At 70.3% G+C, this 22,544-nt stretch carries 22 protein-coding genes; 8 read left to right on the top strand and 14 right to left on the bottom strand.

Features of this window, described 5'->3' with window-relative positions; all coding sequences use genetic code 11:
- Positions 1–12: 12 nt before the first annotated feature.
- From ACQEV8_RS01935 to ACQEV8_RS01925, 3 genes are read left to right on the top strand one after another with little or no spacing between them, the layout of a single operon-like run.
- Positions 13–456 carry a carbohydrate ABC transporter permease gene (locus tag ACQEV8_RS01935; protein WP_432956775.1) on the top strand — a complete coding sequence of 148 codons (444 nt, stop codon included), beginning with the start codon at positions 13–15 and terminating at the stop codon, positions 454–456.
- Between the two features lie 56 nt (positions 457–512).
- Positions 513–1,784: an ABC transporter substrate-binding protein gene (locus ACQEV8_RS01930; protein ID WP_432956773.1), complete on the top strand. Its 1,272-nt coding sequence runs from the start codon at positions 513–515 to the stop codon at positions 1,782–1,784.
- Positions 1,785–1,819: 35 nt separating this feature from the next.
- Complete coding sequence (locus ACQEV8_RS01925) at positions 1,820–5,023, top strand: family 78 glycoside hydrolase catalytic domain (RefSeq protein ID WP_432956771.1); 3,204 nt, start codon at positions 1,820–1,822, stop codon at positions 5,021–5,023.
- 295 nt (positions 5,024–5,318) lie between these two features.
- Here the strand turns inward: ACQEV8_RS01925 and rph are convergent, their stop codons facing one another.
- On the bottom strand, positions 5,319–7,916 hold the full coding sequence (gene rph, locus ACQEV8_RS01920; protein WP_432972323.1) for a rifamycin-inactivating phosphotransferase: 2,598 nt from the start codon (positions 7,914–7,916) through the stop codon (positions 5,319–5,321).
- Between the two features lie 293 nt (positions 7,917–8,209).
- Here rph and ACQEV8_RS01915 point away from each other — a divergent pair, with 293 nt between their 5' ends.
- A complete protein-coding gene (locus tag ACQEV8_RS01915; protein WP_432956769.1) occupies positions 8,210–8,773 on the top strand; it encodes a snapalysin family zinc-dependent metalloprotease in 564 nt (187 codons plus the stop codon).
- A gap of 17 nt (positions 8,774–8,790) precedes the next feature.
- Positions 8,791–9,657 carry a helix-turn-helix domain-containing protein gene (locus ACQEV8_RS01910; RefSeq protein ID WP_432956768.1) on the top strand — a complete coding sequence of 289 codons (867 nt, stop codon included), beginning with the start codon at positions 8,791–8,793 and terminating at the stop codon, positions 9,655–9,657.
- Between the two features lie 32 nt (positions 9,658–9,689).
- On the opposite strand, the gene ACQEV8_RS01905 is transcribed toward ACQEV8_RS01910, so the two are convergent.
- The 5 genes from ACQEV8_RS01905 to ACQEV8_RS01885 all read right to left on the bottom strand — a co-directional run bounded on the left by ACQEV8_RS01905 (position 9,690) and on the right by ACQEV8_RS01885 (position 11,356).
- On the bottom strand, positions 9,690–10,037 hold the full coding sequence (locus ACQEV8_RS01905) for a lasso peptide biosynthesis B2 protein (RefSeq protein WP_432956766.1): 348 nt from the start codon (positions 10,035–10,037) through the stop codon (positions 9,690–9,692).
- The gene (locus tag ACQEV8_RS01900; protein WP_432956764.1) at positions 10,034–10,291 is read right to left on the bottom strand and encodes a lasso peptide biosynthesis PqqD family chaperone; all 258 of its coding nucleotides are present in this window, start codon (positions 10,289–10,291) and stop codon (positions 10,034–10,036) included. The genes ACQEV8_RS01905 and ACQEV8_RS01900 overlap by 4 nt, the downstream gene beginning before the upstream one ends.
- Positions 10,272–10,484, bottom strand: coding sequence for a hypothetical protein (locus ACQEV8_RS01895; protein ID WP_432956763.1), 213 nt, complete (start codon positions 10,482–10,484; stop codon positions 10,272–10,274). The genes ACQEV8_RS01900 and ACQEV8_RS01895 overlap by 20 nt, the downstream gene beginning before the upstream one ends.
- The gene (locus tag ACQEV8_RS01890; protein WP_432956761.1) at positions 10,481–10,621 is read right to left on the bottom strand and encodes a hypothetical protein; all 141 of its coding nucleotides are present in this window, start codon (positions 10,619–10,621) and stop codon (positions 10,481–10,483) included. Before ACQEV8_RS01890 ends, ACQEV8_RS01895 begins: the two co-directional genes overlap by 4 nt.
- 216 nt (positions 10,622–10,837) lie before the next feature.
- Positions 10,838–11,356: a hypothetical protein gene (locus ACQEV8_RS01885; protein ID WP_432956760.1), complete on the bottom strand. Its 519-nt coding sequence runs from the start codon at positions 11,354–11,356 to the stop codon at positions 10,838–10,840.
- Between the two features lie 181 nt (positions 11,357–11,537).
- Between ACQEV8_RS01885 and ACQEV8_RS01880 the strand changes: the two genes are divergently transcribed.
- Positions 11,538–13,253, top strand: a complete 1,716-nt coding sequence (locus ACQEV8_RS01880) for an IlvD/Edd family dehydratase (protein ID WP_432956759.1) — start codon at positions 11,538–11,540, stop codon at positions 13,251–13,253.
- 20 nt (positions 13,254–13,273) lie between these two features.
- On the opposite strand, the gene ACQEV8_RS01875 is transcribed toward ACQEV8_RS01880, so the two are convergent.
- On the bottom strand, positions 13,274–14,485 hold the full coding sequence (locus tag ACQEV8_RS01875; RefSeq protein ID WP_432956757.1) for a cytochrome P450: 1,212 nt from the start codon (positions 14,483–14,485) through the stop codon (positions 13,274–13,276).
- Between the two features lie 125 nt (positions 14,486–14,610).
- Between ACQEV8_RS01875 and ACQEV8_RS01870 the strand changes: the two genes are divergently transcribed.
- On the top strand, positions 14,611–15,270 hold the full coding sequence (locus ACQEV8_RS01870; protein WP_432956755.1) for a TetR/AcrR family transcriptional regulator: 660 nt from the start codon (positions 14,611–14,613) through the stop codon (positions 15,268–15,270).
- A gap of 6 nt (positions 15,271–15,276) precedes the next feature.
- Here ACQEV8_RS01870 and ACQEV8_RS01865 read toward each other — a convergent pair whose 3' ends face one another.
- Positions 15,277–15,675 (bottom strand): winged helix-turn-helix transcriptional regulator, encoded by a 399-nt coding sequence (locus ACQEV8_RS01865; RefSeq protein ID WP_432956752.1) that lies wholly within the window; start codon positions 15,673–15,675, stop codon positions 15,277–15,279.
- 156 nt (positions 15,676–15,831) lie between these two features.
- Between ACQEV8_RS01865 and ACQEV8_RS01860 the strand changes: the two genes are divergently transcribed.
- On the top strand, positions 15,832–16,683 hold the full coding sequence (locus ACQEV8_RS01860; RefSeq protein WP_432956750.1) for an NAD(P)H-binding protein: 852 nt from the start codon (positions 15,832–15,834) through the stop codon (positions 16,681–16,683).
- A gap of 11 nt (positions 16,684–16,694) precedes the next feature.
- Here ACQEV8_RS01860 and ACQEV8_RS01855 read toward each other — a convergent pair whose 3' ends face one another.
- From ACQEV8_RS01855 to ACQEV8_RS01830, 6 genes are all read right to left on the bottom strand, one after another.
- Positions 16,695–17,150: a DUF6174 domain-containing protein gene (locus ACQEV8_RS01855; protein WP_432956748.1), complete on the bottom strand. Its 456-nt coding sequence runs from the start codon at positions 17,148–17,150 to the stop codon at positions 16,695–16,697.
- Positions 17,151–17,262: 112 nt separating this feature from the next.
- Complete coding sequence (locus tag ACQEV8_RS01850) at positions 17,263–18,162, bottom strand: TauD/TfdA dioxygenase family protein (protein WP_432956747.1); 900 nt, start codon at positions 18,160–18,162, stop codon at positions 17,263–17,265.
- A 63-nt stretch (positions 18,163–18,225) separates the two neighbouring features.
- Positions 18,226–19,140: an ABC transporter permease gene (locus ACQEV8_RS01845; protein ID WP_432956745.1), complete on the bottom strand. Its 915-nt coding sequence runs from the start codon at positions 19,138–19,140 to the stop codon at positions 18,226–18,228.
- Positions 19,137–19,973 (bottom strand): ABC transporter ATP-binding protein, encoded by an 837-nt coding sequence (locus tag ACQEV8_RS01840; protein ID WP_432956743.1) that lies wholly within the window; start codon positions 19,971–19,973, stop codon positions 19,137–19,139. Before ACQEV8_RS01840 ends, ACQEV8_RS01845 begins: the two co-directional genes overlap by 4 nt.
- A 5-nt stretch (positions 19,974–19,978) precedes the next feature.
- On the bottom strand, positions 19,979–20,995 hold the full coding sequence (locus tag ACQEV8_RS01835; protein WP_432956740.1) for an ABC transporter substrate-binding protein: 1,017 nt from the start codon (positions 20,993–20,995) through the stop codon (positions 19,979–19,981).
- Between the two features lie 269 nt (positions 20,996–21,264).
- Positions 21,265–22,494 carry an acyl-CoA dehydrogenase family protein gene (locus tag ACQEV8_RS01830; RefSeq protein WP_432956738.1) on the bottom strand — a complete coding sequence of 410 codons (1,230 nt, stop codon included), beginning with the start codon at positions 22,492–22,494 and terminating at the stop codon, positions 21,265–21,267.
- Positions 22,495–22,544: the final 50 nt, after the last annotated feature.

The following is a 22,544-nucleotide window of genomic DNA, read 5'->3' as shown; positions in this document are numbered from 1 at the left end:
CTCTACCAGACCATGCGCGACATGGGCCTGCTCGGCACCCCGTGGGGACTGGTCCTCTTCTACTCCGGCCTCCAGGCACCCTTCACCGTCTTCCTCTACACCGGCTTCCTGCGCGCCCTGCCCCGCGACTTCGAGGACGCCGCCCTCATCGACGGCTGCACCCCGTGGCAGGGCTTCCGGTACGTGGTGCTGCCGATGCTCAAGCCGATCACCGTGACCGCGCTGGTGCTCAACACGGTCGCCGTGTGGAACGACTTCTTCACTCCGCTGCTGTACCTCAGCGGCAGCGCCCAGCAGACCGTGCCGGTCGCGATCGCCGGGTTCGTCGGCCAGTACGTCACCGACTGGAACCTCATCTTCGCCGCGCTCGTGATCAGCATCCTGCCCGTCCTGATCGTCTATTTCCTGCTGCAGCGCAGCATCATCAACGGCTTCACGGGCGGGCTGCGGGGATGAACACGCATCTGGAAGCCCGCTCGCACGGCCGCGGCCGTTCCTCCGAGGGAGACATCATGAAGACACGCATACCCACGGCCGTTCTGGCCGGTGTGACGGCGACGGCCTTTCTGGCCGCCTGCGCGGGCGGCACCAAGGCCCAAGACTCCGGCGGCGGCAGCGGATCCAAGACGCTGACGCTGGCCTCGATCGACCAGGGGTCCGTCGAAGACGTCGTGAAGGCCTTCGAGAAGGCCAACCCGGGCATCAAGGTCCGCTACACCACCAGCGGCGCCGACCAGTACCAGCAGCAGGTCCGCACCCAGCTCGCGTCGGGCACCGCACCCGACGTGATGTCGGTCTGGCCGGGCGACGGCAACCCCGGAGCCACCCACGTCCTGGCCAAGCCCGGCTATCTGCGTGACCTCTCCGACCAGCCCTGGGCCGCCAAGATGCCCGAGGCGATCAGGACCGTCGCTCAGTACGAGGGCAAGACCTACACCGCGATCTTCGGGCAGAACGGCATCGGCGCCGTCTACAACCAGCAGGCCATGGACAAGGCGGGACTCACCCCGCCGGACACCTGGAGCGAACTGCTGGACTTCTGCAAGGCCGCGAAGGCAAAGGGGACCCCCGCCTTCGCCCTCGGCAACCAGGACAACTGGGTGACCCAGCTCGTCCAGTACGCGCTCGTCGCCACGACCGTCTACGGCCCCGACCGCGACTTCGACAAGAAGATGCAGGCCGGTCAGGCCACCTTCGCGAAGTCGCCCTGGACCACCGCCCTGGACAAGTACCTGACGATGGAGAAGACCGGCTGCTTCCAGCAGAACCCCCTGGGCACCAACTACGAGGCCAGCCAGCAGCTCGCCGCCTCCGGCAAGACGCTCGGCATCGTCCAGGGCAACTGGGTGATCGCCCTCCTCAAGGGCAAGAACCCGAAGGGCACCTTCACCTTCAAGGCGCTGCCGGCCACCGACGACCCCTCGGCGACCCTCATCCCGGCCGCGGCGGGCGCCGGTTACGGCGTCAACGCCAAGACGAAGAACGAGAAGCTGGCGCTGAAGTTCGTGAACTTCGTGATGTCGCCCGAGGGCATGAACCTGTTCGCGAAGAAGCAGGGCAGCCTGCCCTCCCTGCCCGACACCGGCTATGCGGTCGACCCGTCCCTGACCGAACTCGCCACGTTCGTCAAGGCGAACCGCACCGTGCCGTTCATGGACCAGCTCTGGCCCGACGCCAAGGTCCAGCAGACCATGCTCAGCGGCCTCCAGGAGATCTTCAGCGACCAGTCCACCCCCGGCAAGGTCCTCAAGGAAATGGACGCCGACTACCGAGCCGGCAGCTGAGACGCGTGAATCCCCCTGCAGAAGCGGAGACTGGCATGCCCGAAGGCCCGAACGGAGCGCTGAACCGCAGGCAGGTGGTCGGCACCATGGCCGGACTGGCCGCCGTGGCCGGACTCCCCGCCGAGACGGCCGAGGCTCAGGAGGAGGATGACGGACACGGCCACGGCGCCAGGGTCGTCGGCCTCGCCGTCGACGGTCGCGAGGGCACCCTCCTCGGTGTCGACGACCCCGCGCCACGGCTGAGTTGGCGGGTGACGGGAGCGGGCGCGGGATGGACCCAGTCCGCCTACCGGGTTCAGGCCGCGCGCACCGAGTCGGACCTGGTCCGGGGCCGGCTGCTGTGGGACAGCGGCGAGGTCCGCACCCGGGCCCAGACCGACATCGTGTGGCGTGGCCCCGCGCCGGCCTCGCGCGACCGGGTGGTCTGGCGGGTGCGGGTGTGGAGCACCGACGGCGGGAGGACGCCGTGGAGCCGTCCCTCCGCGTGGGAGACGGGCCTGCTCAAGCGGTCCGACTGGGGCGAGGCCCGCTGGATCGAGTACCCGGGACGCACCCTCGATGAGCCGCTGCCCGTGTTCGCCCGCGCCTTCCGGGTGGCGGCGCGGCACGGCAAGGCCGTCCGGGCCCGGCTGTACCTCTCCGGCGTCGGGCTGCACGTGGCCCACCTCAACGGCACGCCCGTCACCGACGAGGTGCTCGCCCCGGGCAACTCCAACTACCAGCTCTCCACCGAGTACCGGGTGTACGACGTCACCGGCCTTGTCCGCCCCGGCGCCAACACCCTGGGCGTCGAACTCGGCCACGGCACGGCACTGGTGACCCGGTCCGTCACGCATCCCGCCACCGGCCGCACCGCCCCGTACAGCTGGTGGCAGAGCCAGTCCAAGGGCAGCGGCAGTCTCGTCGCGCCCGCCGCCCGGGGCGCCGGCACCGTCAAGGTGAGCAGTGTGGCGGGTTACCACCTCGGCGGCACGGTGAGCATCGACACGGGCGACGGCGGCGAGCGCCTGGAGTCGCGCACCATCACCGCGATCGGCAGCCCGGGTGCCGACGGCACCGGCATCACCTTCGAACCCGCCCTCGCCTCCGGCCACGACAGCGGCGCGGCGGTCACCGGCTCCGGCAACTCCCTCGCGAGCACCGACCCCAGCGCGGGAGCCGCCGTCACACCCCGGCTGATCGCCCTCCTGGAAGTCACGCACGCCGACGGCACGGTCGAGGCCGTCGTCAGCGACCGCTCGTGGCAGACGGCGCTCGGCCCGACCACCACCGCCAACTGGTACTCCGGCTCCGACTACGACGCCCGCCGCGAACAGCCCGCCTGGACCGCCCCCGGCGCGGACCTCGGCGCGACGGCGAGGCGCCGCGACGGGACTCCCACGGGCTGGACGGCCGCCGGCATCGCCCCGCCGCCCAACCTGACCACCGAACTGGTCCACCGTGTGGCCGAACCGCTCAGGGTCGTCGACAGGATCCGCCCGGTGCGGATCACCCGGCCGCGACCCGGCGTGTGGGTCTTCGACTTCGGGCAGAACTTCGCCGGCTGGCCGCTGCTGACGCTCGACGGCCCGATCCCGGCCGGGACCACCGTCAAGCTGCACCCCGCGGAGTCGCTGAACGCCGACGGCACCGTGAACCAGGCGTCGATCATGGGTGGCGGAGCCGCCCGAGGCACCGACGTGTTCGCCGCCTACACGACGTACGGCGACCGGCGCGGCGAGAACTGGCACCCGGAGTTCCACTACTTCGGCATGCAGTGGCTCCAGGTGACCGGCTTGCCCGAGGGGTACGTCCCGACCCGGGACACCGTCACGGGCCTGCAGATCCACGCGGACGTGCCGGAGGCCGGGTTCGTGCGCACCTCCGACGAGCGGATCAACCGCGTGCACCGCATGGCCCGTTACTCGATCATGAGCAACACCATGTCCACCTTCACGGACTGTCCCGGCCGCGAGAAGCTGGCCTACCCCGCCGATTACGTACAGCCCTTCGGATCCGTGCACCGCACCTTCCGCTTCGCGGCCTACCTGCGCACCATGGAGCGGCACCTGGCCGAGGGCCAGTCCAGGGCCGGGGACGACATCGGCAACGTGGCACTCAAGGCACCGGTGTACGACTGGGGTTACACCGGCCGGTTCGGCGACGAGATCAACTGGGGCAACGGCATCGTCCTGGTGCCCTGGCTGCTGTACGAGACGTACGGCGACACCGCGACGATGAGCCGCCACTACTCGCGGATGCAGGCCTTCCTGACCTACATCCGCACACGGAAGGCCGGCACCGGGGCGGACGCGTGCGTCGTGGACGCCGCCCTGGCCGACTGGATCGCGAGCGAGAACACCTCCGGCCGTATCACGGGAACCTGGGGCTACCACCAGGTCGCCGACCGGATGGCCCGGATGGCCGCCCTGCTCGGGCGCGACGCCGACGCCGCCGAGTACCGCAATCTCGCTGCCACCATCAGGGACGCCTTCAACGACGCCTTCTACAACGCGGCCCTCGGCCGGTACACCGCCGAAGGCGGCCGGGGCGGGGCCGGTGCCACGCAGGCCGCCCAGGCCCTCGCCCTGGACGAGGGCCTGGTGCCCGAGGGGGAGCGCGGGAAGGTCCTCGACGCACTGGTCGAACTCGTCCACGCCCACCACCCGTTCGGCGGAGGCCCCCACCTCAGCGGCGGCACCATCGGCCACGCCCCGATCGTCAGGGCCCTGCACGCGGGCGGCCGGGACGACGTCCTCTGGGACGTCCTCCAGGAGGACACCCGCCCCGGCTACGGATACTTCATGGCCCCCACCACGGCCAATCCCCAGGGCCTGACGACCATTCCCGAGCAGTGGGACATGGGCAACTCCAAGAACCACATGATCCTGCTGCAGATGGAGGAGTGGTTCCACAGCGGCCTGGTCGGCATCCGCCGGGCACGGGGCAAGGCCGGCTACCGCGAGCTGGTGATCGACCCCCGCCCGGTCGGCGGACTCACTCGAGCCGAGGGGAACTACCACACCCCGTACGGCGTGGTGTCCGCCCGATGGGTCCGCGGCAATGGCCGGTTCCGGCTCGACGTCGAGCTCCCGCCCAACACCACGGCGCAGATCCGGGTGCCCACCGGCGGACGCAGGGCCCGAGTGACCGGGGACGGCGCGGTGTTCCAGGGCATACGGGGCGAACGTGCCCTCTACGGTGCGGCCTCGGGGCGGCACGGGTTCGTCGCCCGCGACAGCGAAGGGCCGGCGCGTTGACACGACCGTGTTCAGGGAGCGAAGCAGGTCGGCTCCGGCAAGGAGGCGGGGCGGGCCATCCCGCCAGATCACCCCGAAGACCGCCGGGTTCGCGGCCGCTGCCCTCGTCTTCCTCAAGGCGCGCTGCGGCGAGAAGGAAGGCGTGCCCTTCACGGCGGCGACGGTGTCGGGTGACAGTCGCCGCTCGTGGACCTGGCGTTGGCGGGCGGCTCTCTTCGCCCGACTGGGAGATGGGCACCGCGCCCAGATCATGCTGCGCGGAGCAGGCCAATCGCAGGGGAGTTGCCCTGGCAGGTCAGGACAGAATCTCGACGTACCCGTCGGTTCCGTGCACGCGGATCCGCTGCCCGTCCCGGATCAGCCGGGTGGCCTGCTCCACGCCCACGACGGCCGGCAAGCCGTACTCCCGGGCGATCACCGCGCCATGGGTCATCAGGCCGCCCACCTCCGTCACCAGGCCCGCGATTCCGACGAAAAGCGGCGACCAGCTGGGATCCGTGAAGGAAGTGACCAGGATGTCGCCCGCTTCGAGATCGGCGTCCGCCATGTCGAGGATGACGCGGGCCCGCCCCTCGATGGTCCCGGCGGAGACCGGCAGGCCGATCAGGGCACCGGCCGGCACGTCGTCGCGCCGGTACGCCCCGGTGAGGGCCTCGCCGTCCGAGGTGAGCACCCGGGGCGGTGTGAGTGCCTGGTACGACCGGAACGCCTCCTTGCGCTGCTGCACGAGCCGGTCGTCCACCCGGTGCGAGCGCACCACGTCGTGGAGTTCCTGGAACGTGAGGTAGAAGATGTCCTCCCTCTCAGTGAGCACGTCGGCCCGTACGAGGCGCTCGGCCTCCTCCAGCAGGGCCCGCTTGTAGACGAAACAGCGGCTGACGATGCCGTACTTCGGGTACTCCCGGTACCCGATGAAGGTCCTGACCCGGTCGATCATCCGCTTGGCCTCGTCGGCCTTCCGCCCGCCGTCCGGCAGGTCCCGCAGGCGCGACAGCACGTCCTGTTCCTTCTGCCACGCCTTCCGCCGGCCTTCCTCGAAACGCCGCTCGGCGGCGCCCGGCTCGAAGTTCCTGACATTGTCGAGGATCACCGGTACGAGCGTGGTCGGGTGCTCGCGCCAGCGAGGCCTCGTGATGTCGATCTCGCCGACGCAGCGCATGCCGTACCGGTCGAGGTAGGCCTCGATGGCGTCGCGTGCTTCGGTCCCGCCCACGAGCTTAGGCAGCTCGTCCAGGAAGCCCTCGTCCTCGACGCCCTTCAGGAACGTCACCAGCTCCGGATACGGGCGGATCACGTCCGCGACGTCGAGCAGCGCCAGACCCATCTCCGACGTGACGTTGTCGGGGGCGGACAGAGTGAGCGTGTCAGCCGCGTTCTTCTCGCCCAGCCACTCCCGCAGCTTCTCGTTGAGCCACCAGGTGGCCTCCATCCCCGCCATGATCGCCTGCATGCTCAGCGGATCACTGAGGACCCGCTTGTGCTCCTCGAAGGCCTCCAGCAGGAAGTCGAACAGAGCCGGTCCGCTCTTCGTCCGGATGTCCCGCTCCAGAGCGGCGACGGACTCCTGGCTGCGCTCGATCAGCTCGGTGACGACGGCGGGATCGGTCTCGATCGGGGCGGACGCGCCGCCCGCCGGTGGCCCGCCCGGACCCGCGTCCGGGAGCGACGGGACGAAGTCTTCGCGGTCGAGGACGGTCTCCAGAGCGTCCCTGGTCAGCGGATCGCCCTTCCCGATGATGTCCAGGAGGCCGGCGCGGCTCGCGGGCGAGGCAAGGCGCCGGGTGACGTCGACGAACAGCCGCCCGGCGGCCTCATGCATCGGCACCATGGCCATCAGCTGCCACATGGAGAGCCCCAGGGGCTTCATGGGGTCGGTCATCATCTGCTGATGACCGACGGAGACGTACACGTGATTCTCCTGGTCGCCGGTCTCGGGGACGGGGAACAGCGTCGTGATCGGCCGGCTCTGAACGATCCGGAAGTCGTCGTCGACCAGGCACCATTCGATGTCCTGCGGGCAGCCGAACCGCGCTTCGATCCGCCGCCCGAGCTGTACGAGCCGCACGACCTGCGCATCCGTCAGGGATGGCTGCTCCTGCCGCCGGGAGTCGACCGCCACTTCCCGCGTACCGCCGTCCGGCAGGGCGTGCACGGCACGCTCTTTGGCGGCGATCGCCTTGGCGACGACTTCGCCGTCCCGCACCTTGAAGACATCCGGGTTCACCAGGCCGGAGACCAGGGCCTCGCCGAGGCCGAAGCCGGCGTCCACGGTGGCGACCTTCCGGTTGCCCGTGACGGGGTCGGCCGTGAACAGGATGCCGGCCGCGTGCGGGAAGACCATCCGCTGCACGACCACGGCCATGTGGACCATGCGGTGGTCGATGCCGTTCCGCTGACGGTAGGTCACGGCCCGCTCGGTGAACAGCGAGGCCCAGCACCGGCTGATGTGCTGGAGGATCGCCGTCGGTCCCACGACGTTCAGGTACGTGTCCTGCTGGCCGGCGAAGGATGCCGTCGGCAGGTCCTCAGCCGTCGCGCTGGACCGGACGGCGTAGGCGGCCTGCTCGCCGAGCCGGGTGAGCGGGCGGGTGATCGCCGCCGCGAGATCGTCCGGGACGGCGATCCCTTCGATGGTCCGGCGGATCTCCGCGCTGACGGTGCGGATCGCGTCCCGGTCGTCGGGGTTCAGCCGCACCAGCTGATCGATCTGATCGTCGATCGACGGTGATTCCGCCATGATCCGCCGGAAGGCGTCCGTCGTCACGCAGAAGCCGGCGGGCACGCGGACGCCTTCGATCCGCGACAGCATGCCCAGGTGCGCGCCCTTGCCGCCGACGACCGATACCTGTGTCGCGTCAACCTCTTGAAGGTCCCTCACATACTGCTCGTTCATCGCGATAGCTCCAAGGCGGTCGTGTCGCATACCGTGCCCCCCATATCCGCAGGTTGTGGCCTGGGTCGACGATTTTGTGCCACCACCCGGGTCTTGCCGCAAGTCCCCCAGTGCGCTATACGTTGAGACAGGCAAAGAGAGCGATCTCCTTGCCTTTCTTTTTTCCGGCAAGGCCCGAACCGGCCGTCGGCCGGACGGTTCGGCTCGGATTGACGGATTCATCTTCGTCTCCGCTGGGCAGTGGGCCAGGGAATGTCATGAGCACGACTGCCTTCCCCACAAGGAGGTCGATCATGCACGTCCGTACGCTGACCGGCGGCCTGGCCGCTGCTCTGGCTGTGTCCTTCGCCCTGGCCGGTGGCCAGGCCGTGGCCGCTTCCCCCGACGCGGAGGGCGCTCCCCTCGCCGCCCGTGTCCTCCTCTACGACGCCAGCGGTTCCGCGGAGTTCAGAAGCGCGGTCGACCGGGGCGCGGCCATCTGGAACGAGAGTGTCGACGCCGTCGAGCTGCGGCCGGCCGCAGCCGGGCAACGCGCGAACATACGGGTCCTCGCGGACAACGGATGGCCACGCGCCCTGCCCACCACCCTGGGCAACGGAACCGTCTACATCGGGCGGCAGGCCGTGGACCAGGGCTACAACACGGTTCGTATCTCCGCCCACGAACTCGGGCACATCCTGGGCCTGCCCGATCGCAAGCCCGGACCGTGCTCGAGCCTGATGTCCGGCTCCACGGCGGGCACCGCGTGCGCGAACCCGTATCCGAACGCGGCGGAGAAGACAGAGGTCGAGGGGAACTTCGACGGCGCGCTCATCGGGTCGGCACCGCCGGCACGTGATGGGGTGATCGTGGACTGACGCGTGCCGCACCACACATGAGCATGGAGGTCTGGCACATCGGGCCTCTCACCCTGTTCGACACCCGCAGCACGGGCGCGCGCTTCGTGCGTTCCTACCGGAAGACGCGCCGCGAACTGGTGGACACCGTCTCCATCATGACGCAGGCCGAAGGGTTCGGCACGGGCGCCTTCGGCTGCGACGGATACCAGCCACGACTGGGACCGGGCGGCGTCGGCCTGACCCCGCACATGGTCGCGTCACTCGAGTACGGATGGTCCGGCACCGGCCGCTCCGTGGCCTTCTCGGTCGACATCGCCCAGCTCGCGCTGCCCGTCGACACGGTGCGGGCCGCTGTTCCTTTGTTGCACCACAGCGCCGTCGAACCGCTGGTGGTGCAGCACATCCGCGGGCTGCGCCGGCACGCGGACCGGTTCAGCGGCGGCCCCGAGGCGAAAGCCCTCGCCGCCGCGACCGTGCAGCTCACCCGGGCTCTGATCGTCTCGGCCGCCGGCGATGACGCCGCGCGCCGGGAGGTGGCGCGGGAGACTCTGTTCACCCGGGTCCTGGCCTATCTGCGCGCACGTCTCACCGAGCCGGATCTCACGCCGCAACGCGTCGCCCGTGCGCACGGCGTCTCCGTGCGCAAGCTCTACCGGCTGTGCGAGGAAGGCGGAGTGAGCCTCGAGAAATGGGTCATCCGCCGTCGCCTCGAAGGCGCCCGTGAGGACCTGGCCGCGGTGGAACAGGCCCATCGCACCGTGGAAGCCATCCCCCGCTCCTGGGGCTTCGCCCATCCCGCCCACTTCTCCCGCCGCTTCCGCGAGGCCTACGGCACCAGCCCCAGCGAATGGCGGCGGCACTCCCGGAACCACCTGTCCCGCCGTGCGGCGCCTCCACCGTGATCAGCGGCCGGTAGGCGGCGGTGTCCGGGGGTTCACCGACGGGGCTCCACCCAGGCGTGGGCGGCGAAAGGGGATGTGCGCACCCCGGAGCACCAGGTGGGCCAGTGGCCGTGCACCCGGCACAGCAGGGCGGTGGCCAGGGAGCGTTGGAGGCAGTAGCGGCCCGCGCACAGGGTGCTGACGGCGGTCACGTCCTGCCGGGCCCGGAGGGCTTCGTCGTAGTGGGCGGGCCGGGCGCCGCGGCGGACCAGGAGCAGGGCGGTGCGGATGCGGCGGGGCGGCAGGAGCGCGATGAGCCGGGCGGCGGCGACGGCTGTGTGGGCGGCGATGCGGCGGCTCACCGGAGGCCGGGCGCCGCCGGTGTCCAGGACCTGGCTCACGAGGCGGTCACCAGCGCTTCCTTGAGGAGGTGGTCGAGAAGGGCGGAGACGTCGGCGGCGGCGCGCTCGCGGGTCGCCGGGCGGGTCGCGGCGAGTCGGTCGGCCACCTGGTCCGGTGCGGCGCCGTCGAGGAGGGCCTTGATGACCAGTGCGCCGGTGCTGTTGAGCTGCCAGTACCGGCCGGTGCGCTCGTCGAGCAGCACCATGCCGTCGCCTGTGGGGCAGGCGGTGACATCAGGGCGAAGTCGGTGCAACGTCCTTCTCCTGTGCGTCGTGTCGGGCATCGTGGTGCTCCAGGTCGCGCAGCCAGCCTTCCGCGCCGAGGGTGGCCTCCAGTTCCGGGGCCCCGCCGGTGAGGAGCTGGGGCGAGAGCAGGGCCCGGCGCAGCTGATCCGCGTCGGCCACTCCCGCGGCCGCCAGCCGGGAGTCCTCGGCCCAGGCGGTCACTCGTCGTGGTAGAAGAACTCGCCCTCCGGCTCGCCGCCTCCCTCGCCCTGGGTGAGGTCGGCGTAGGCGCCGGCCTCGGCCGGCAGCGGCGGCTCGTAGAAGTCCACGGTCTCCATGGTCATGAGCGCTTCGTTCACAGCGGTCACCTCCGGTCGCGGGGCGGAATTCCCGCCCCCGGTAAAGCAGTTACGCATCCCAGAACAGGACGAGGACAGGGGAACTCGGACAAACCCATCGTGTGAGGGATGAGAGACCGACACCTGTCGTGCGCCGGGGAAGTGCACCGGCGCTCGGCCGAACTCCCGGACGCGCCGCCGTCCTTCACCCGGCCCGGTGGCGCCGGAGGTGTGGTGTCAGGAGAGCCCCGATGCCCGGAACACCTCGTACCCCGTCTCGTCGTCGATGCGGTGGCCGAGCCGTTCCAGGACCTCCCTGCCGTGGCGCAGCGTGCCACGCTCCAGGGAGCGGCGGACGCCCGTGTCGAGTTCGTGCCAGAGCAGGGGGTTGGCCGCCAGGATCCGGGGGTCGAGTTCCAGGCGTTGGCCGTGGACGTCCCGCAGGACCAGGTGGGACGAGACGCCGTCGTACTGCCGTACGGCCGTCAGCGCGTCCGTGCGGACGACGATCCGGCGACAAGGGGTGCGAACGGCCAGCCAGCCGGGGCCCGCGCTGACCTGCGGCGGCAACAGGACGCCGAACATCGTGGCCGACAGGACGCCCCAGAGCAGAGCCCGGAGAAGCGTCAGGCTTCCGCCGTCCCAGTCGACGAGAAGGCACATGGCGCAGAACACCAGGGAGCAGCTCCCTGCGAGTCGCGCGCCGTCACGCCAGTGACGGTCGCTGACCGGGGCTGCCGGTGAGCTCCGTTCCATGCCCTGAAGGTAGGCGGCCGTCAAGGCTCTGTGGCCCCCGCTGACGGGGTTCTGGCGCCGTCCGGGCGAACATTGACGGGATTCAGACGCGCTCGGCGGGGTCTGTCGATCCGTCGACCCGCTGCCTATGCTTCATGACGTTCCGGAACGCAGACCTCCGTACCGTCTATGGAAGGGCTCCATGGAGAGACTCCGCAGCGCGCAGTGGTACGAGGGACAGGACCGCAACGCCTACATACACCGGGCCTGGATGCGACGCGGAGTGCCGGACGACGCTTTCACCGGCCGGCCTCAGATCGCGATCGCCAACACCGCCTCGGACCTGACTCCTTGCAACGCGCACCTGAACGAGGTCGCCGCGTCGGTCCGCAACGGCGTGTACGAGGCGGGTGGCATCCCGCTCGACCTGCCCGTGGTGTCGCTGGGGGAGACGCAGGTGCGGCCCACCGCCATGCTGTGGCGGAACATGGCCGCGATGGCCACGGAGGAGATGCTCAGGGCCAACCCCATCGACGGCGTCGTCCTGCTCGGCGGCTGCGACAAGACGATCCCGTCGCTGCTCATGGCCGCGGCCTCGGTGGACCTGCCCGCCGTCGTGGTTCCCGGCGGACCGATGCTCAACGGCACCTTCCGCGGCGGCCTGCTGGGCTGCGGCACCGGCGTGTGGAAGCTGTCGGAGGAGGTCCGGGCGGGCACCCTCACCCAGGAACAGTTCACCCGCTCCGAGTCGGCGATGATCCGCAGCCGCGGCCACTGCAACACGATGGGCACGGCCTCGACGATGGCCCTGGTGGCGGAGGCGCTGGGCACGGTCGTGCCGGGTACCGCGGGCATCCCGGCCCCCGACAGCCGTCTGCTGGAGGCAGCCCACCACACGGGCCGGCTGGCGGTGGACATGGTGGGCGCCGACCGGCGACCCGGGACGTTCCTGACCGAGGCGTCCTTCCGGAACGCGATCGTCGCGCTGGCCGCGATCGGCGGCTCGACCAACGCCGTCGTCCATCTCCTGGCCATCGCGGGCCGGTTGGGCATCCACCTGTCGCTCGACGACTTCGACCGCATCGGCTCCCGGGTACCGGTCCTGGTGGACCTCCAGCCGGCCGGGCGTTTCCTCATGGAGGACTTCCACCGCGCCGGCGGTCTGCTCGCAGCCCTGCGCGAGGTACGCGACCTGCTGGATCCCGAGGCGCTGACCGTCACCGGCAGGCCGTTGGGCGACTTCCTCGACGACGCCGAGATCTGGGACGGCGAGGTCATCCGTACCCGTGCCGAACCGCTGGTCGCCGAGGGCGGCATCGCCGTACTGCGCGGCAACCTCGCCCCCGACGGCGCGCTCGTGAAGCCGGCCGCCGCCTCCCCGCACCTGCTCCGGCACCGGGGCAGGGCCGTCGTCTTCGACAACGTCGAGGACTTCCACGCCCGTATCGACGACCCCGGGCTCGACGTCGACGCCGATTCCGTCCTCGTCCTGCGCGGCTGCGGGCCCAAGGGCTACCCGGGGATGCCCGAGGTGTCGAACATGCCCCTGCCGAAGAAGCTGCTGGAACAGGGAGTCCGTGACATGGTCCGCGTCTGCGACGGCCGGATGAGCGGCACGGCGTACGGCACGGTCGTCCTGCACGTGGCCCCCGAAGCCGCTGCCGGCGGCCCGCTCGCCCTCGTACGGACCGGCGACTTCATCGCCCTCGACGTCGAGGCCCGCCGGATCGACGTCGACGTGCCCGCGGACGAACTGGCCCGCAGAAGCCCCGGCAAGGCCACTGTCACGGGCTTCGCCAACCCCCGGCGTGGCTGGGAACGCCTCTACGTCGACCACGTTCTCCAGGCGGACACCGGCGCCGATCTCGACTTCCTCGTGGGATCCAGCGGCTCCGAGGTGACCCGTGAATCCCACTGACACCGGGTCACCTCAGGGCGTCACCAGGTCACGGGCAGCTCGGTGACACCGCCGGTGAGGGTCGTGCGCACCTCCAGCTCGTCCAGTTCCCTGGCGAGCCGCAGACCGGGCAGCCGGCGCGCCAGGGTGGCGAACACGATGCGCAGTTCGACACGGGCCAGGCTCGCGCCGATGCAGAAGTGCACGCCGTGGCCGAAACCGAGATGGTTGCGTTCGGGGCGGCCGGGATCGAAGGTCTCGGCGTCGGAGTAGACGGAGGAGTCGCGGTTGGCGGCGTTGATCGACAGGACCACGGCGTCGCCGCGCCGGATGGTGACTCCGGCGACGTCGACGTCGGTGTGGGCGTACCGCAGCAGGCCGAGGTCGCCGGGCGCGCCCAGCCGCATGATCTCCTCGACGGTGGCGTTGACCCGGCCGTCGGGGTCGGCGGTCAGCGTCTGCCACTGGTCGAGGCGAGTGAGCAGGAAGAGCGTGCCCAGGCCGATGCGGTTGACCGTGGTCTCGTGCCCGGCGAACAGCAGCCCGACGCAGAGCTGGATCATGTCGGCGTAGTCGTAGTCCGCGTCGGTGCTCTGCGCCTGGACCAGGTCCGAGATCACGTCCTCGCCCGGCTGCCCGCGTTTCGTCTCGGCGAGTCCCGTCATGTACTCGTTGAACTCGTCCCGCGCCTGGTGGGCCGCCTCGCCGATGGCGTAGTCGGACATGCGCTCCGACAGCGAGGCGAAGCGCTCACGGTCGCTCTCCGGCACTCCGAGCAGCCGGCAGATGACCGCGACCGGCAGCGGGAAGGCCAGGCCGGCCTGCAGATCGACGACCCCGCCGGGGGCGGTCGCGTGCTCGGTGATCAGCCGGTCGACGCAGTCGTCGACCAGGTGCTGGACGTGATCGGTCAGCATCCGCATCCGCTTGGCCGAGAACGCCGGGGTCAGCAGCCGGCGCATCCGCGTGTGGTCGGCCTCCTCGGTGTCGTAGTTGCCGGTGGGTCCGTCCAGTACGGCTGCGGAGGTCAGGCGTGAGGCGCGTTCCGGTTCGGGATGGGAGCGGCCGAATCGCTTGTCACTGAGCAGGTCGCGGACCTCCTCGAAGCGGGTGACCAGCCAGGCGGGGTCCCCGGCCGGGGTGGTGACCGGCGTGACGGGCGCCTCCCGGCGCAGCACGTCGTACAGAGGTGCGAGGTCGAGGACGTTCGGCCTCGGGAAGGGAAGTTGCTGACGCTCGGCGGTAACGCTCACGGCGCTCCTCCTGTGATCTCCGAATGTGATCTTCGAGCCGTCCCGACCGTAGCAGTTTGTTGGCAGTAACTGTCATTAAAGTTTCGGTCAGTCCTCCCGTGTCGCGGGCATGTTTAGATCGCCTGATGGAGGACTTCGTGGTGGACAGCGGGCGCGTGCCCCGCCGGGGACGGCCGCCGGTGAGCGACGAGCAGCGCGGGCGGCAACGCCTGGACATCTCCCGCCATGCCGTCCGGCTGTTCGCCGAGCAGGGCGTGGCCGCCACGTCCGGCGAGCAGATCGCGAAAGCCGCCGGAGTCTCCGAACGCACGCTGTGGCGCTGTTTTCCCACCAAGGAGAGCTGCGTCGAGCCGCTGCTCACGCGGATGATCGACGCCTTCCGGGAGGTGCTGCACGCCTGGCCGCCCGAACTCGGCCTGATCGAGCACCTGCGCACGGCCTACCAGCCCGTCATCGACTCGTCGACCGGCGCGGATGTGGAGGCGGTTCTCGCGGTGGTCCGGCTGACCCACGACGAACCCGCGCTGCGGGCCGCCTATCTGGCGCTGCGGGAGCGTGCCGAGGAGACGTTCACCGAGGTGCTCGCCGAACGCATGGGCATGCGGAGCGACACCTTCGACGTCCGAGTGCAGGCCGCCGTGATGAGCGCCGTGCTCAAGGTCGCGGCCGACGACTTCGCCCGGGAAACGGCCGGTCGAGGCATCACCCCGGAAGTGCTGGAAGGGCATCGCGACCACCTCGCAGACGCACTCGGCCTGGTCACCCGAGGCCTCTCGGGCCACTAGGGCCACCTACCGGCGAGCCGGGTCGCCGTCGTACTCGCGGCGGGCCCGGTCGACCTTGTCCAGGTTGCCGGCCGCCCACTCGGAGAGATGCGCGAAGAGCGGGGCGAGACTGCGGCCGAGTTCGCTGATCTCGTACTCGACGCGAGGGGGAACCTCCGGGTGGTACGTGCGCACGACCAGCCCGTCGCGCTCCAGTTGGCGCAGACGCTGGGTCAGCACCTTCGGAGTGATGCGGGCGATGCGCCGTTGCAGTTCCACGAAGCGCTGCCGGCCGTGTGTGTGCAGGGTCCACAGGACTGGGGTGGTCCACCGGCTGAAGACGATGTCGACGACCGGCGAGATCGGGCAGGCGAGCGCCGGTTCGGTCGTCGCGTCGGACGCGGGCGGTGCGGTGTCCTCGGCCATGCGCTTCCCCTCCGGGCAGCCACTTTCCTGTAGGTACCTACTTTACTTCCGGTGTTAGCGTCCCGCTGTCTCGCCCGGCCTTGCCTCGCCCGGCCTTGCCTCGCCCGGCCTTGCCTCGGTCGGCGTCAACGGCATTGCAGACAAGGGGAGTTACTCATGATCGTAGTGACGGGGGCGACCGGCAACGTCGGCGGTTCGCTCGTGCGGACGCTAGCGGCGGCCGGTGAGCGTGTGACCGCGACGTCCCGGAACATCACCGGCGCGGACGTTCCGGAGGGCCTTCCGCATCGCAGGGCCGACCTGACCGACGCCGAAAGCCTTCGCCCGCTGCTCGACGGCGCCGACGCGCTGTTTCTGCAGAACGGCGGGCCCAGCGCCCATCTGCTGAATCCCCGGCGCATTCTGGACGTCGCCAAGGCCGGGGGAGTGGAGCGCGTCGTGCTGCTGTCCTCGCAAGGAGTCGCCACGCGGCCGGAGTCGGCCTCGCACGGTGGAACGGCACGCGCCATCGAGGACGCCGTACGGAAGTCCGGACTCGACTGGACCGTCCTGCGCCCCGGCGGTTTCCACTCCAACATGCTCGCCTGGGCAGAGTCGGTACGCACCCACAGGGTCGTCGCCGCGCCGTTCGCCGACGTCGGCCTGCCCACGGTCGACCCGGGCGACATCGCCGAGTTGGCCGCCGTGACGCTGCGCGAGAGCGGGCACGCAGCCCGGACCTACGAGCTGACCGGGCCCGAGCTCAGCACGCTGAGGCAACGAGCAGCGTCGATCGCGGAAGCGCTCGGCGGACCGGTCCGCTTCATCGAGCAGACTCGTGAGGAGGCCCGGGACCAGATGCTCCGGTTCATGCCCGAGGCCGTGATCGAGACGACGCTGGCCATTCTCGGTGAGCCCACGCCCGCCGAGCAGCGGATCAGCACCGACATCGAGCGGGTCCTCGGCCGTGCACCCCGCACCTTCGCGGCGTGGGCCCGGCAGCACGTCGCCGCCTTCCGTCGAGGCTGACATGGCCGGCCTCAGGCGTCAGTGCGCTCATAGGAACTGATGACGTAGCGGGCCTCGTCGTCGATCGCGTTCTCCTCCCAGTCGAGGGAGATCAGCACCGGATGACCGTCGGCGGCGTAGTCCGCCTCGGCCGTGTCGGCGTCCTCCTGCCGAGCCTGCTCCAGCTCCTTCAGGAGTTCCCCGATGGTGGGTACCGCGTCGGGTGCGCTCTCGAGGGCGCGTCGGCCCATGTCGTCGAGGCCCACCGACCTGACCACGGCACCGTCGCGGACCGAGATCCGGAAGGTGCCGAGCAGACTCCGCTCGCCTTCGCTGGACCGGAGCGTGTAGGTGTACGAGGCGGGCTCCTGCCAGGGCGCGCGGCTCGGCGCCTGCGTCCCGGCCCGTGTGTCCGTGCCGCAGCCGGCGGCCGCGCAGATCACCCCGCCGATCAGTACGCCACGGGCAGCGAGCGATGCGGCAGTCATGGCGGTGGTCCCTTCGAAGACGGCTACCGCTATGACGCCGCCCGCCCGGGGAACGTTCGGCCTGCGCAGCCGCGGGGTAGGGACTTGTGCCCCTCCCCGCGGCCCGGGTGGCTCAGGCCACGGAGGGTGTGTAGTGGGAGGCGTCGTCTCCCTCGACGACATGGCTGAGGGTGCCGTCGACGCCGACGGGGACATCGCCCGCGACGGTCACACGGTGGAGCAGGCGGGGCAGGTCGCCGTAGTCGTCGGGGGCGTAGTGCTGGGTGATGCGGTTGTCGAACAGGACGACGTCGCCCGGCCTCCAGGCGACGCGCACGATGTTCTCCGGGCGGGTGACATACGCCTGGAAGAGGCGCAGCAGATCACGGGAGTCGGACGGGCCGAGACCGACGATGCTCTGGGCGAACCCGCCGATGAACAGGCCCCGTTCCCCGGTCTCGGGGTGGACGCGGACGAACGGGTGCGCGGTGCGGTACTTGCGGGAGACGAACCGCTTGCGGTGTTCGGCCGCCTTCTCGCTTTTCGGGGCGGCGTAGTCGTAGTCGTTGGTGTGGACGGCCCACAGTGTGTCGGCCAGCTCGCGCAGCGGCTCGGGCAGATCCCGGTATGCGGCGGCCGAGTTGGCGATGAGGGTGTTGCCGCCGTAGGGCGGGACCACGATGCTGCGCAGCGTGGACGCCTTGGGGGGTGTGCGGACGAAGGTGACGTCCGTGTGCCACTGGTTGGCGCGGATGCCCTCGTCGCCGTCGACGGGCAGGATCTGCGGCTGGCCTTCGACGGAGGGCACCGTGGGATGCGCCGTGGTGAGCTCGCCGAACAGCGAGGCGAAGCGGAGCTGGCCCGCGTCATCGAGGTTCTGGTCGCGGAAGACGAGCGCCTTGTGCTCCAGAAGCGCGGAGTTGATCTCGAATACGAGGGCGGGGTCGAGGTCGCCGGAGAGGTCCACGCCGAGGATCTCTGCCCCGATGCGTCCGCCGATCCTGCGGATGTCGAAGCCGGTGCTGGTGGTCATGTGCGGTGTCCTTTCAGAGGTGCCTGTGAGAAGTGGGGGGTAGGTTCCGCCGGGCGCGCCCGGTCAGCTGTCCGCCGGCAGTCGCCAGGAGCTGAGCCGTCGCTCCACCGCCACCAGGAACTGGTTGAAGGCCACTCCGATGGCGGAGATCGTGACGATGCCCGCGTACATCTGCGGGATCGCGAAGTTGTACTGCGAGGCGTTGATCAGATAGCCCAGACCCGCCTTGGCGCCGATCATCTCGGCGGCGACGAGCACCAGGATCGACACCGCCCCGGCCAGCCTGACGCCGGTGAACACGACCGGTACCGCGGACGGCAGGATGACCTTCTGGAACAGCCTGGGCACGGACAGGTCCATCGACTTCGCCAGCTTCAGCAACGTCGGGTCGACACCCCGGACCGCGCTGATGGTGTTGAGCAGGATCGGCCAGGTGCACGCGTACACCACGATCGAGATCTTCGAGGTCTCGCCGATGCCCAGCAGCAGCACGAACACCGGCAGCAGTGCCAGCGCCGCGGTGTTGCGGAAGACCTCCAGCAGCGGGCCGAGGAAGTCGGCCACCGGCCGGTACCACCCGATCAGCAGTCCGAGCGGCACGGCGACCGCCACGGCGAGCCCGAATCCGCTGAACGAACGCACCAGGCTGGCTCGGGCGTTGTCGGCGAGCGAACCGTCGGCGGCCAGGCCCCACCAGGCGCGGGCGACCTCGCTGAACGGCGGCAGGAACGTCCGGTCGACCAGCCCCAGGCGCGGCGCGGTCTCCCACACGAGCAGCAGAGCCACGATCGCCGCGGACCTGGTCGCCCCGCTCACCAGCAGATCCGGCAGCCTGCGCACCACCCGGCGGGCCCGGGCCGTCGTGACGGGGACCCGGCGCGCCTGCGGCGGCGGCACCCCGGGGGAGGCGACCGAGGCCGGCCCGGTGGAGCCGGACGTCGTGCTCTTCTCGGTGACCGTGTCGGTTGCCGGACTCATACGGCGGCCGCCTCCTTCTCCAACTGCTGGGCCCTGGCGACCTCGTCGTGCAGCAGCGACCAGATCTCGTGCCGGTGGTGTGCGAACTCGGGACTGGAGCGCAGGTCGTCCGTCGCGTCCCGGGAACCGAGGGCGACCGGCACGATCTGCTTGACGCGGCCCGGCCTGGACGTCATGACGGCGACGCGCTGTCCGAGGTAGACGGCCTCGTCGATGCCGTGGGTGATGAAGACGACGGTCTTGCCGGTGCGCTGCCAGATGCGCAGCAGCTCGTCCTGGAGCGACTCGCGGGTCTGGGCGTCCAGCGCGGCGAACGGCTCGTCCATCAGCAGCACGTCGGGGTCGTAGGCGAGGCTGCGGGCGATCGCCACGCGCTGCCGCATGCCGCCCGACAGCTCGTGCGGATGGCGGTCCGCGAAGCCGGTGAGACCCACCAGGTCGAGGAACTCCCGTGCCCGAGAGGCGCGTTGACGTCGCGGGACGCCGGTGGCCTCCAGGCCGAACTCGACGTTTCCCTGCGCCGTACGCCAGGGCAGCAGCGCGTACTGCTGGAACACGATGCCGCGGTCCAGGCCCGGTCCGTCGACGGGCCGCCCGTCCAGCAGGACGCGTCCGCCGGAGGGCCGGGTGAGCCCGCCGAGCAGATCCAGCAGGGTCGACTTTCCGCAGCCGCTGGGACCGACGAGGACGACGAATTCGCCGGCCGCGATCTGCAGATCGATTCTGTCGAGTGCGGTGAAACGGGTGGTCTGCCGTGTCCCCCTCCGGTTCTTGACGGTGAATTCCTTCGTCACGTTCTCGAACTCGATCTTCGGTGTGGTGGATTCCGGCATGAGGTTCAGCTCCCGCTGGCGTTGAACTCGTTGGTGTAGAGGTCCGACAACGTGATCTGGTCCTTCTTGATGTCTCCGCGCCCGGCCAGCCAGTCGATCCACAACTGGAGTTCCTTGCCGGTGATGCGGCCCGCCTTCTCGGCGACGCCCGTGGACCGCCAGTACTTGAGGGGCGCGGGGTCCTCGTTGCGGCCGCGTTTCTTCACGATGTCCGTCATTCTGGCGACGACTTCCTCGCGTGGAGTGGAACGGGCCCATTCGATGGCCTTTCCGGCGCCGGTGACGAAGGTTCGTGCGGTGTCGGGGTTCTGCCGCAGGAAGCGGTCGGTCATCACATAGGTGCCGGCGCTGAACGCGCCGAGCAGCTGGTAGTCGGTGAACAGGGGGCGTATGCCTCCGGTGGCCAGGGCCTTGTCGCGCAGGAGCCCGCCGAGTACGGCCACGTCGATCTGCTTCTGACGCAGGGTCTGCTCGGTGTTGACCGGCGGGACGACGAGGGGCTCGACCCTGCCGATGTCCGACCCCGACAGGCCGCCCCGCTGCAGCCAGATGTCGAGCATGGCCTCGGAGTGGGCTCCGAGGGTGTTCATCCCGACCTTCTTGCCGAGCAGGTCCCGGGCCGAGCGCAGAGGGCTGTCCCGGAGGACGTAGAAGCCGTTGTAGGCGTCCTTGTCGGCGCCGTAGTAGCTGATGACGGCCTTGATGGGCGCCTTGTTGGCGGCCAGTTTGACGACCGCGCCGTTGAACGCGCCGCCGAAGTCGATCTGGCCGGTCGCCGCGGACTGGATGTCCTGCGGCCCGCTGATGGTGTCGCCGACCCAGTCCAGCTTCACGTCCCCGAGACAGCCGAGGTCCTCGGCGAGTTCCGGAAGGATGACCTGACCGGCCCAGCCCTGATAGCGGAGCGTCTTGGTCCCGCCCTTGCCGGAGGCGGCACCGGCGGTCGTACCACAGCCCACCGCCACCGCCGAAAGACCGAGCAGGGAGAGGAATTGGCGTCGGGTCGATGCCGTCGTGGCCATGGAAAGAGTCCATTCGAAAGCTGGGGGTGAGGGCCTGGATGCCTTCTTGGGAAACTCGGCAGGAAATACCAGCGAGGAATCAGTCGACGACGAGGGCGGTGGAACGGCCGTGGTGGTCGACTGTCAGAGGGAGCGGGGACAGTGGTTCCCGGAATTGCTCACGAGAATGAGAATCGCAGCGAAATCCGGCCAGGTCAACGGCGATCGGGCGGGTGACACAAGAGTGAAGTGCGCTGTTCACAATCACCGTCGAGCCGGCCCGGTGAGGGTTACACGGGCAGGACGAAAGGAGGGTGTGCGCCGTTGAGGAAGTAGTCCCCGACATCGCGGAGCCGGTGGGCGACGGGCTCGTACAGGGTGTGGGTGCGGGCATTGCGCCAGAAGCGGTCGAAGCCCAGCCGCGCGGACGCGGAGCGGACACCGATGATGTCGAGGGCGCGAGCGGTGGACTCCTGCACGGCCTTGGACGCGGCGGCTTCCGCCATGGCCACGAGGACGGAGATCTCCGCGTACTCCTCGTAGCCGAGGTCCTCGCCGCGTGCCAGCCCCTCGCGCACGGCGTCCCGCGCCTGGTCGGCGAGCGCGGACGCGGAGCGGGTGAGCACGGTGAGCTCCCCGTACGCGGTCAGCACCTGCGGGTCCTGGGGCGAGCCGACCGGCCAGTCCGGGTGCCAGGGGGAGTGGCCGCTCCTGCTGTACTCACGGGCTTCGGCGAGCACGCCCTCGGCCATGCCGAGACGGAGCTGCACCGAAAGAAGACGCCCGACCGGGGACACCAGGGCGGTGCGGGGCGACAGGACTTCCTCGTCCGCGGCCAAGGAGCCCAGTACATCGCCAGGGGATACCGGTACGGCGTCGAACTCCGCGCTTCCACCGGCCGCGAGCCGCTGCCCGAAGGGGTCGGTGTCGCCGTCGATCACCACGCCCGGGAGGGCGGGGTCGACCACGACGGCGAGCGGCTCGCCGGTGTCGGACCGTACCGCCCGCACGGCGAGACGGTCGGCGACCAGGACGCCGGCGGCGTAGCTCTGGCGGCCGTTCAGCACGTACCCCTGCGCGTTCCTGCCGAGTGACAGTGCCGGTTCTTGCCGTGCCAGACCACCGCCCCAACACCACTGCGCCGCTGCGGAGCGCTGCGCCAGTCCGGCGGCGAGAGCGGGGTCGGTGAAGAACCGGGCGCTCCACGACATGAAGTAGTGACAGCCCAGCAGTTGGCCGATCGCGGCGTCGGCCGCCGCGATCTCCCGGACCGCGGCGTATGCCGTGGGCCAGTCCTCACCACCGCCCCCGAGCCCGGCCGGTATCAGGAGCGTCAGCAGGCCCGACTCGCGCAGCCGGGAAACCTCGTCGAACGGGGGCTTGCCGGCCTGGTCCCTGGCCACCGCGTCCGTGGCGAGGTCGTCCGCCGTCTCACGGGCCACATGCAGCCAGTGCGTACGTCCGGGTCCGGTCGGCTCGGACTCCGAGCCGGGGCCGGCCGGCGCAGGGGCTGGGCCCATGGCAGAGGTCTCCTCAACTTGTGTGGGGCATGCATCATCCTGCGCAGCGG

The sequence above is a fragment of the Streptomyces sp. CA-179760 genome, assembly GCF_050937045.1.
Taxonomy (GTDB): Bacteria; Actinomycetota; Actinomycetes; order Streptomycetales; family Streptomycetaceae; genus Streptomyces.
This window is presented reverse-complemented; position numbering and strand designations above follow the sequence as displayed.

What these genes read in the sequence shown, in the direction of transcription:
- ACQEV8_RS01840 (WP_432956743.1), bottom strand. Translation starts at nt 19,973, where the DNA reads ATGCCGGAATCCACCACACCGAAGATCGAGTTCGAGAACGTGACGAAG.
- ACQEV8_RS01845 (WP_432956745.1), bottom strand. Translation starts at nt 19,140, where the DNA reads ATGAGTCCGGCAACCGACACGGTCACCGAGAAGAGCACGACGTCCGGC.
- ACQEV8_RS01850 (WP_432956747.1), bottom strand. Translation starts at nt 18,162, where the DNA reads ATGACCACCAGCACCGGCTTCGACATCCGCAGGATCGGCGGACGCATC.
- ACQEV8_RS01835 (WP_432956740.1), bottom strand. Translation starts at nt 20,995, where the DNA reads ATGGCCACGACGGCATCGACCCGACGCCAATTCCTCTCCCTGCTCGGT.
- ACQEV8_RS01880 (WP_432956759.1), top strand. Translation starts at nt 11,538, where the DNA reads ATGGAGAGACTCCGCAGCGCGCAGTGGTACGAGGGACAGGACCGCAAC.
- ACQEV8_RS01935 (WP_432956775.1), top strand. Translation starts at nt 13, where the DNA reads ATGCGCGACATGGGCCTGCTCGGCACCCCGTGGGGACTGGTCCTCTTC.
- ACQEV8_RS01915 (WP_432956769.1), top strand. Translation starts at nt 8,210, where the DNA reads ATGCACGTCCGTACGCTGACCGGCGGCCTGGCCGCTGCTCTGGCTGTG.
- ACQEV8_RS01865 (WP_432956752.1), bottom strand. Translation starts at nt 15,675, where the DNA reads ATGGCCGAGGACACCGCACCGCCCGCGTCCGACGCGACGACCGAACCG.
- ACQEV8_RS01885 (WP_432956760.1), bottom strand. Translation starts at nt 11,356, where the DNA reads ATGGAACGGAGCTCACCGGCAGCCCCGGTCAGCGACCGTCACTGGCGT.
- ACQEV8_RS01855 (WP_432956748.1), bottom strand. Translation starts at nt 17,150, where the DNA reads ATGACTGCCGCATCGCTCGCTGCCCGTGGCGTACTGATCGGCGGGGTG.
- ACQEV8_RS01925 (WP_432956771.1), top strand. Translation starts at nt 1,820, where the DNA reads ATGCCCGAAGGCCCGAACGGAGCGCTGAACCGCAGGCAGGTGGTCGGC.
- ACQEV8_RS01870 (WP_432956755.1), top strand. Translation starts at nt 14,611, where the DNA reads ATGGAGGACTTCGTGGTGGACAGCGGGCGCGTGCCCCGCCGGGGACGG.
- ACQEV8_RS01930 (WP_432956773.1), top strand. Translation starts at nt 513, where the DNA reads ATGAAGACACGCATACCCACGGCCGTTCTGGCCGGTGTGACGGCGACG.
- ACQEV8_RS01860 (WP_432956750.1), top strand. Translation starts at nt 15,832, where the DNA reads ATGATCGTAGTGACGGGGGCGACCGGCAACGTCGGCGGTTCGCTCGTG.
- rph (WP_432972323.1), bottom strand. Translation starts at nt 7,916, where the DNA reads ATGAACGAGCAGTATGTGAGGGACCTTCAAGAGGTTGACGCGACACAG.
- ACQEV8_RS01830 (WP_432956738.1), bottom strand. Translation starts at nt 22,494, where the DNA reads ATGGGCCCAGCCCCTGCGCCGGCCGGCCCCGGCTCGGAGTCCGAGCCG.
- ACQEV8_RS01910 (WP_432956768.1), top strand. Translation starts at nt 8,791, where the DNA reads ATGAGCATGGAGGTCTGGCACATCGGGCCTCTCACCCTGTTCGACACC.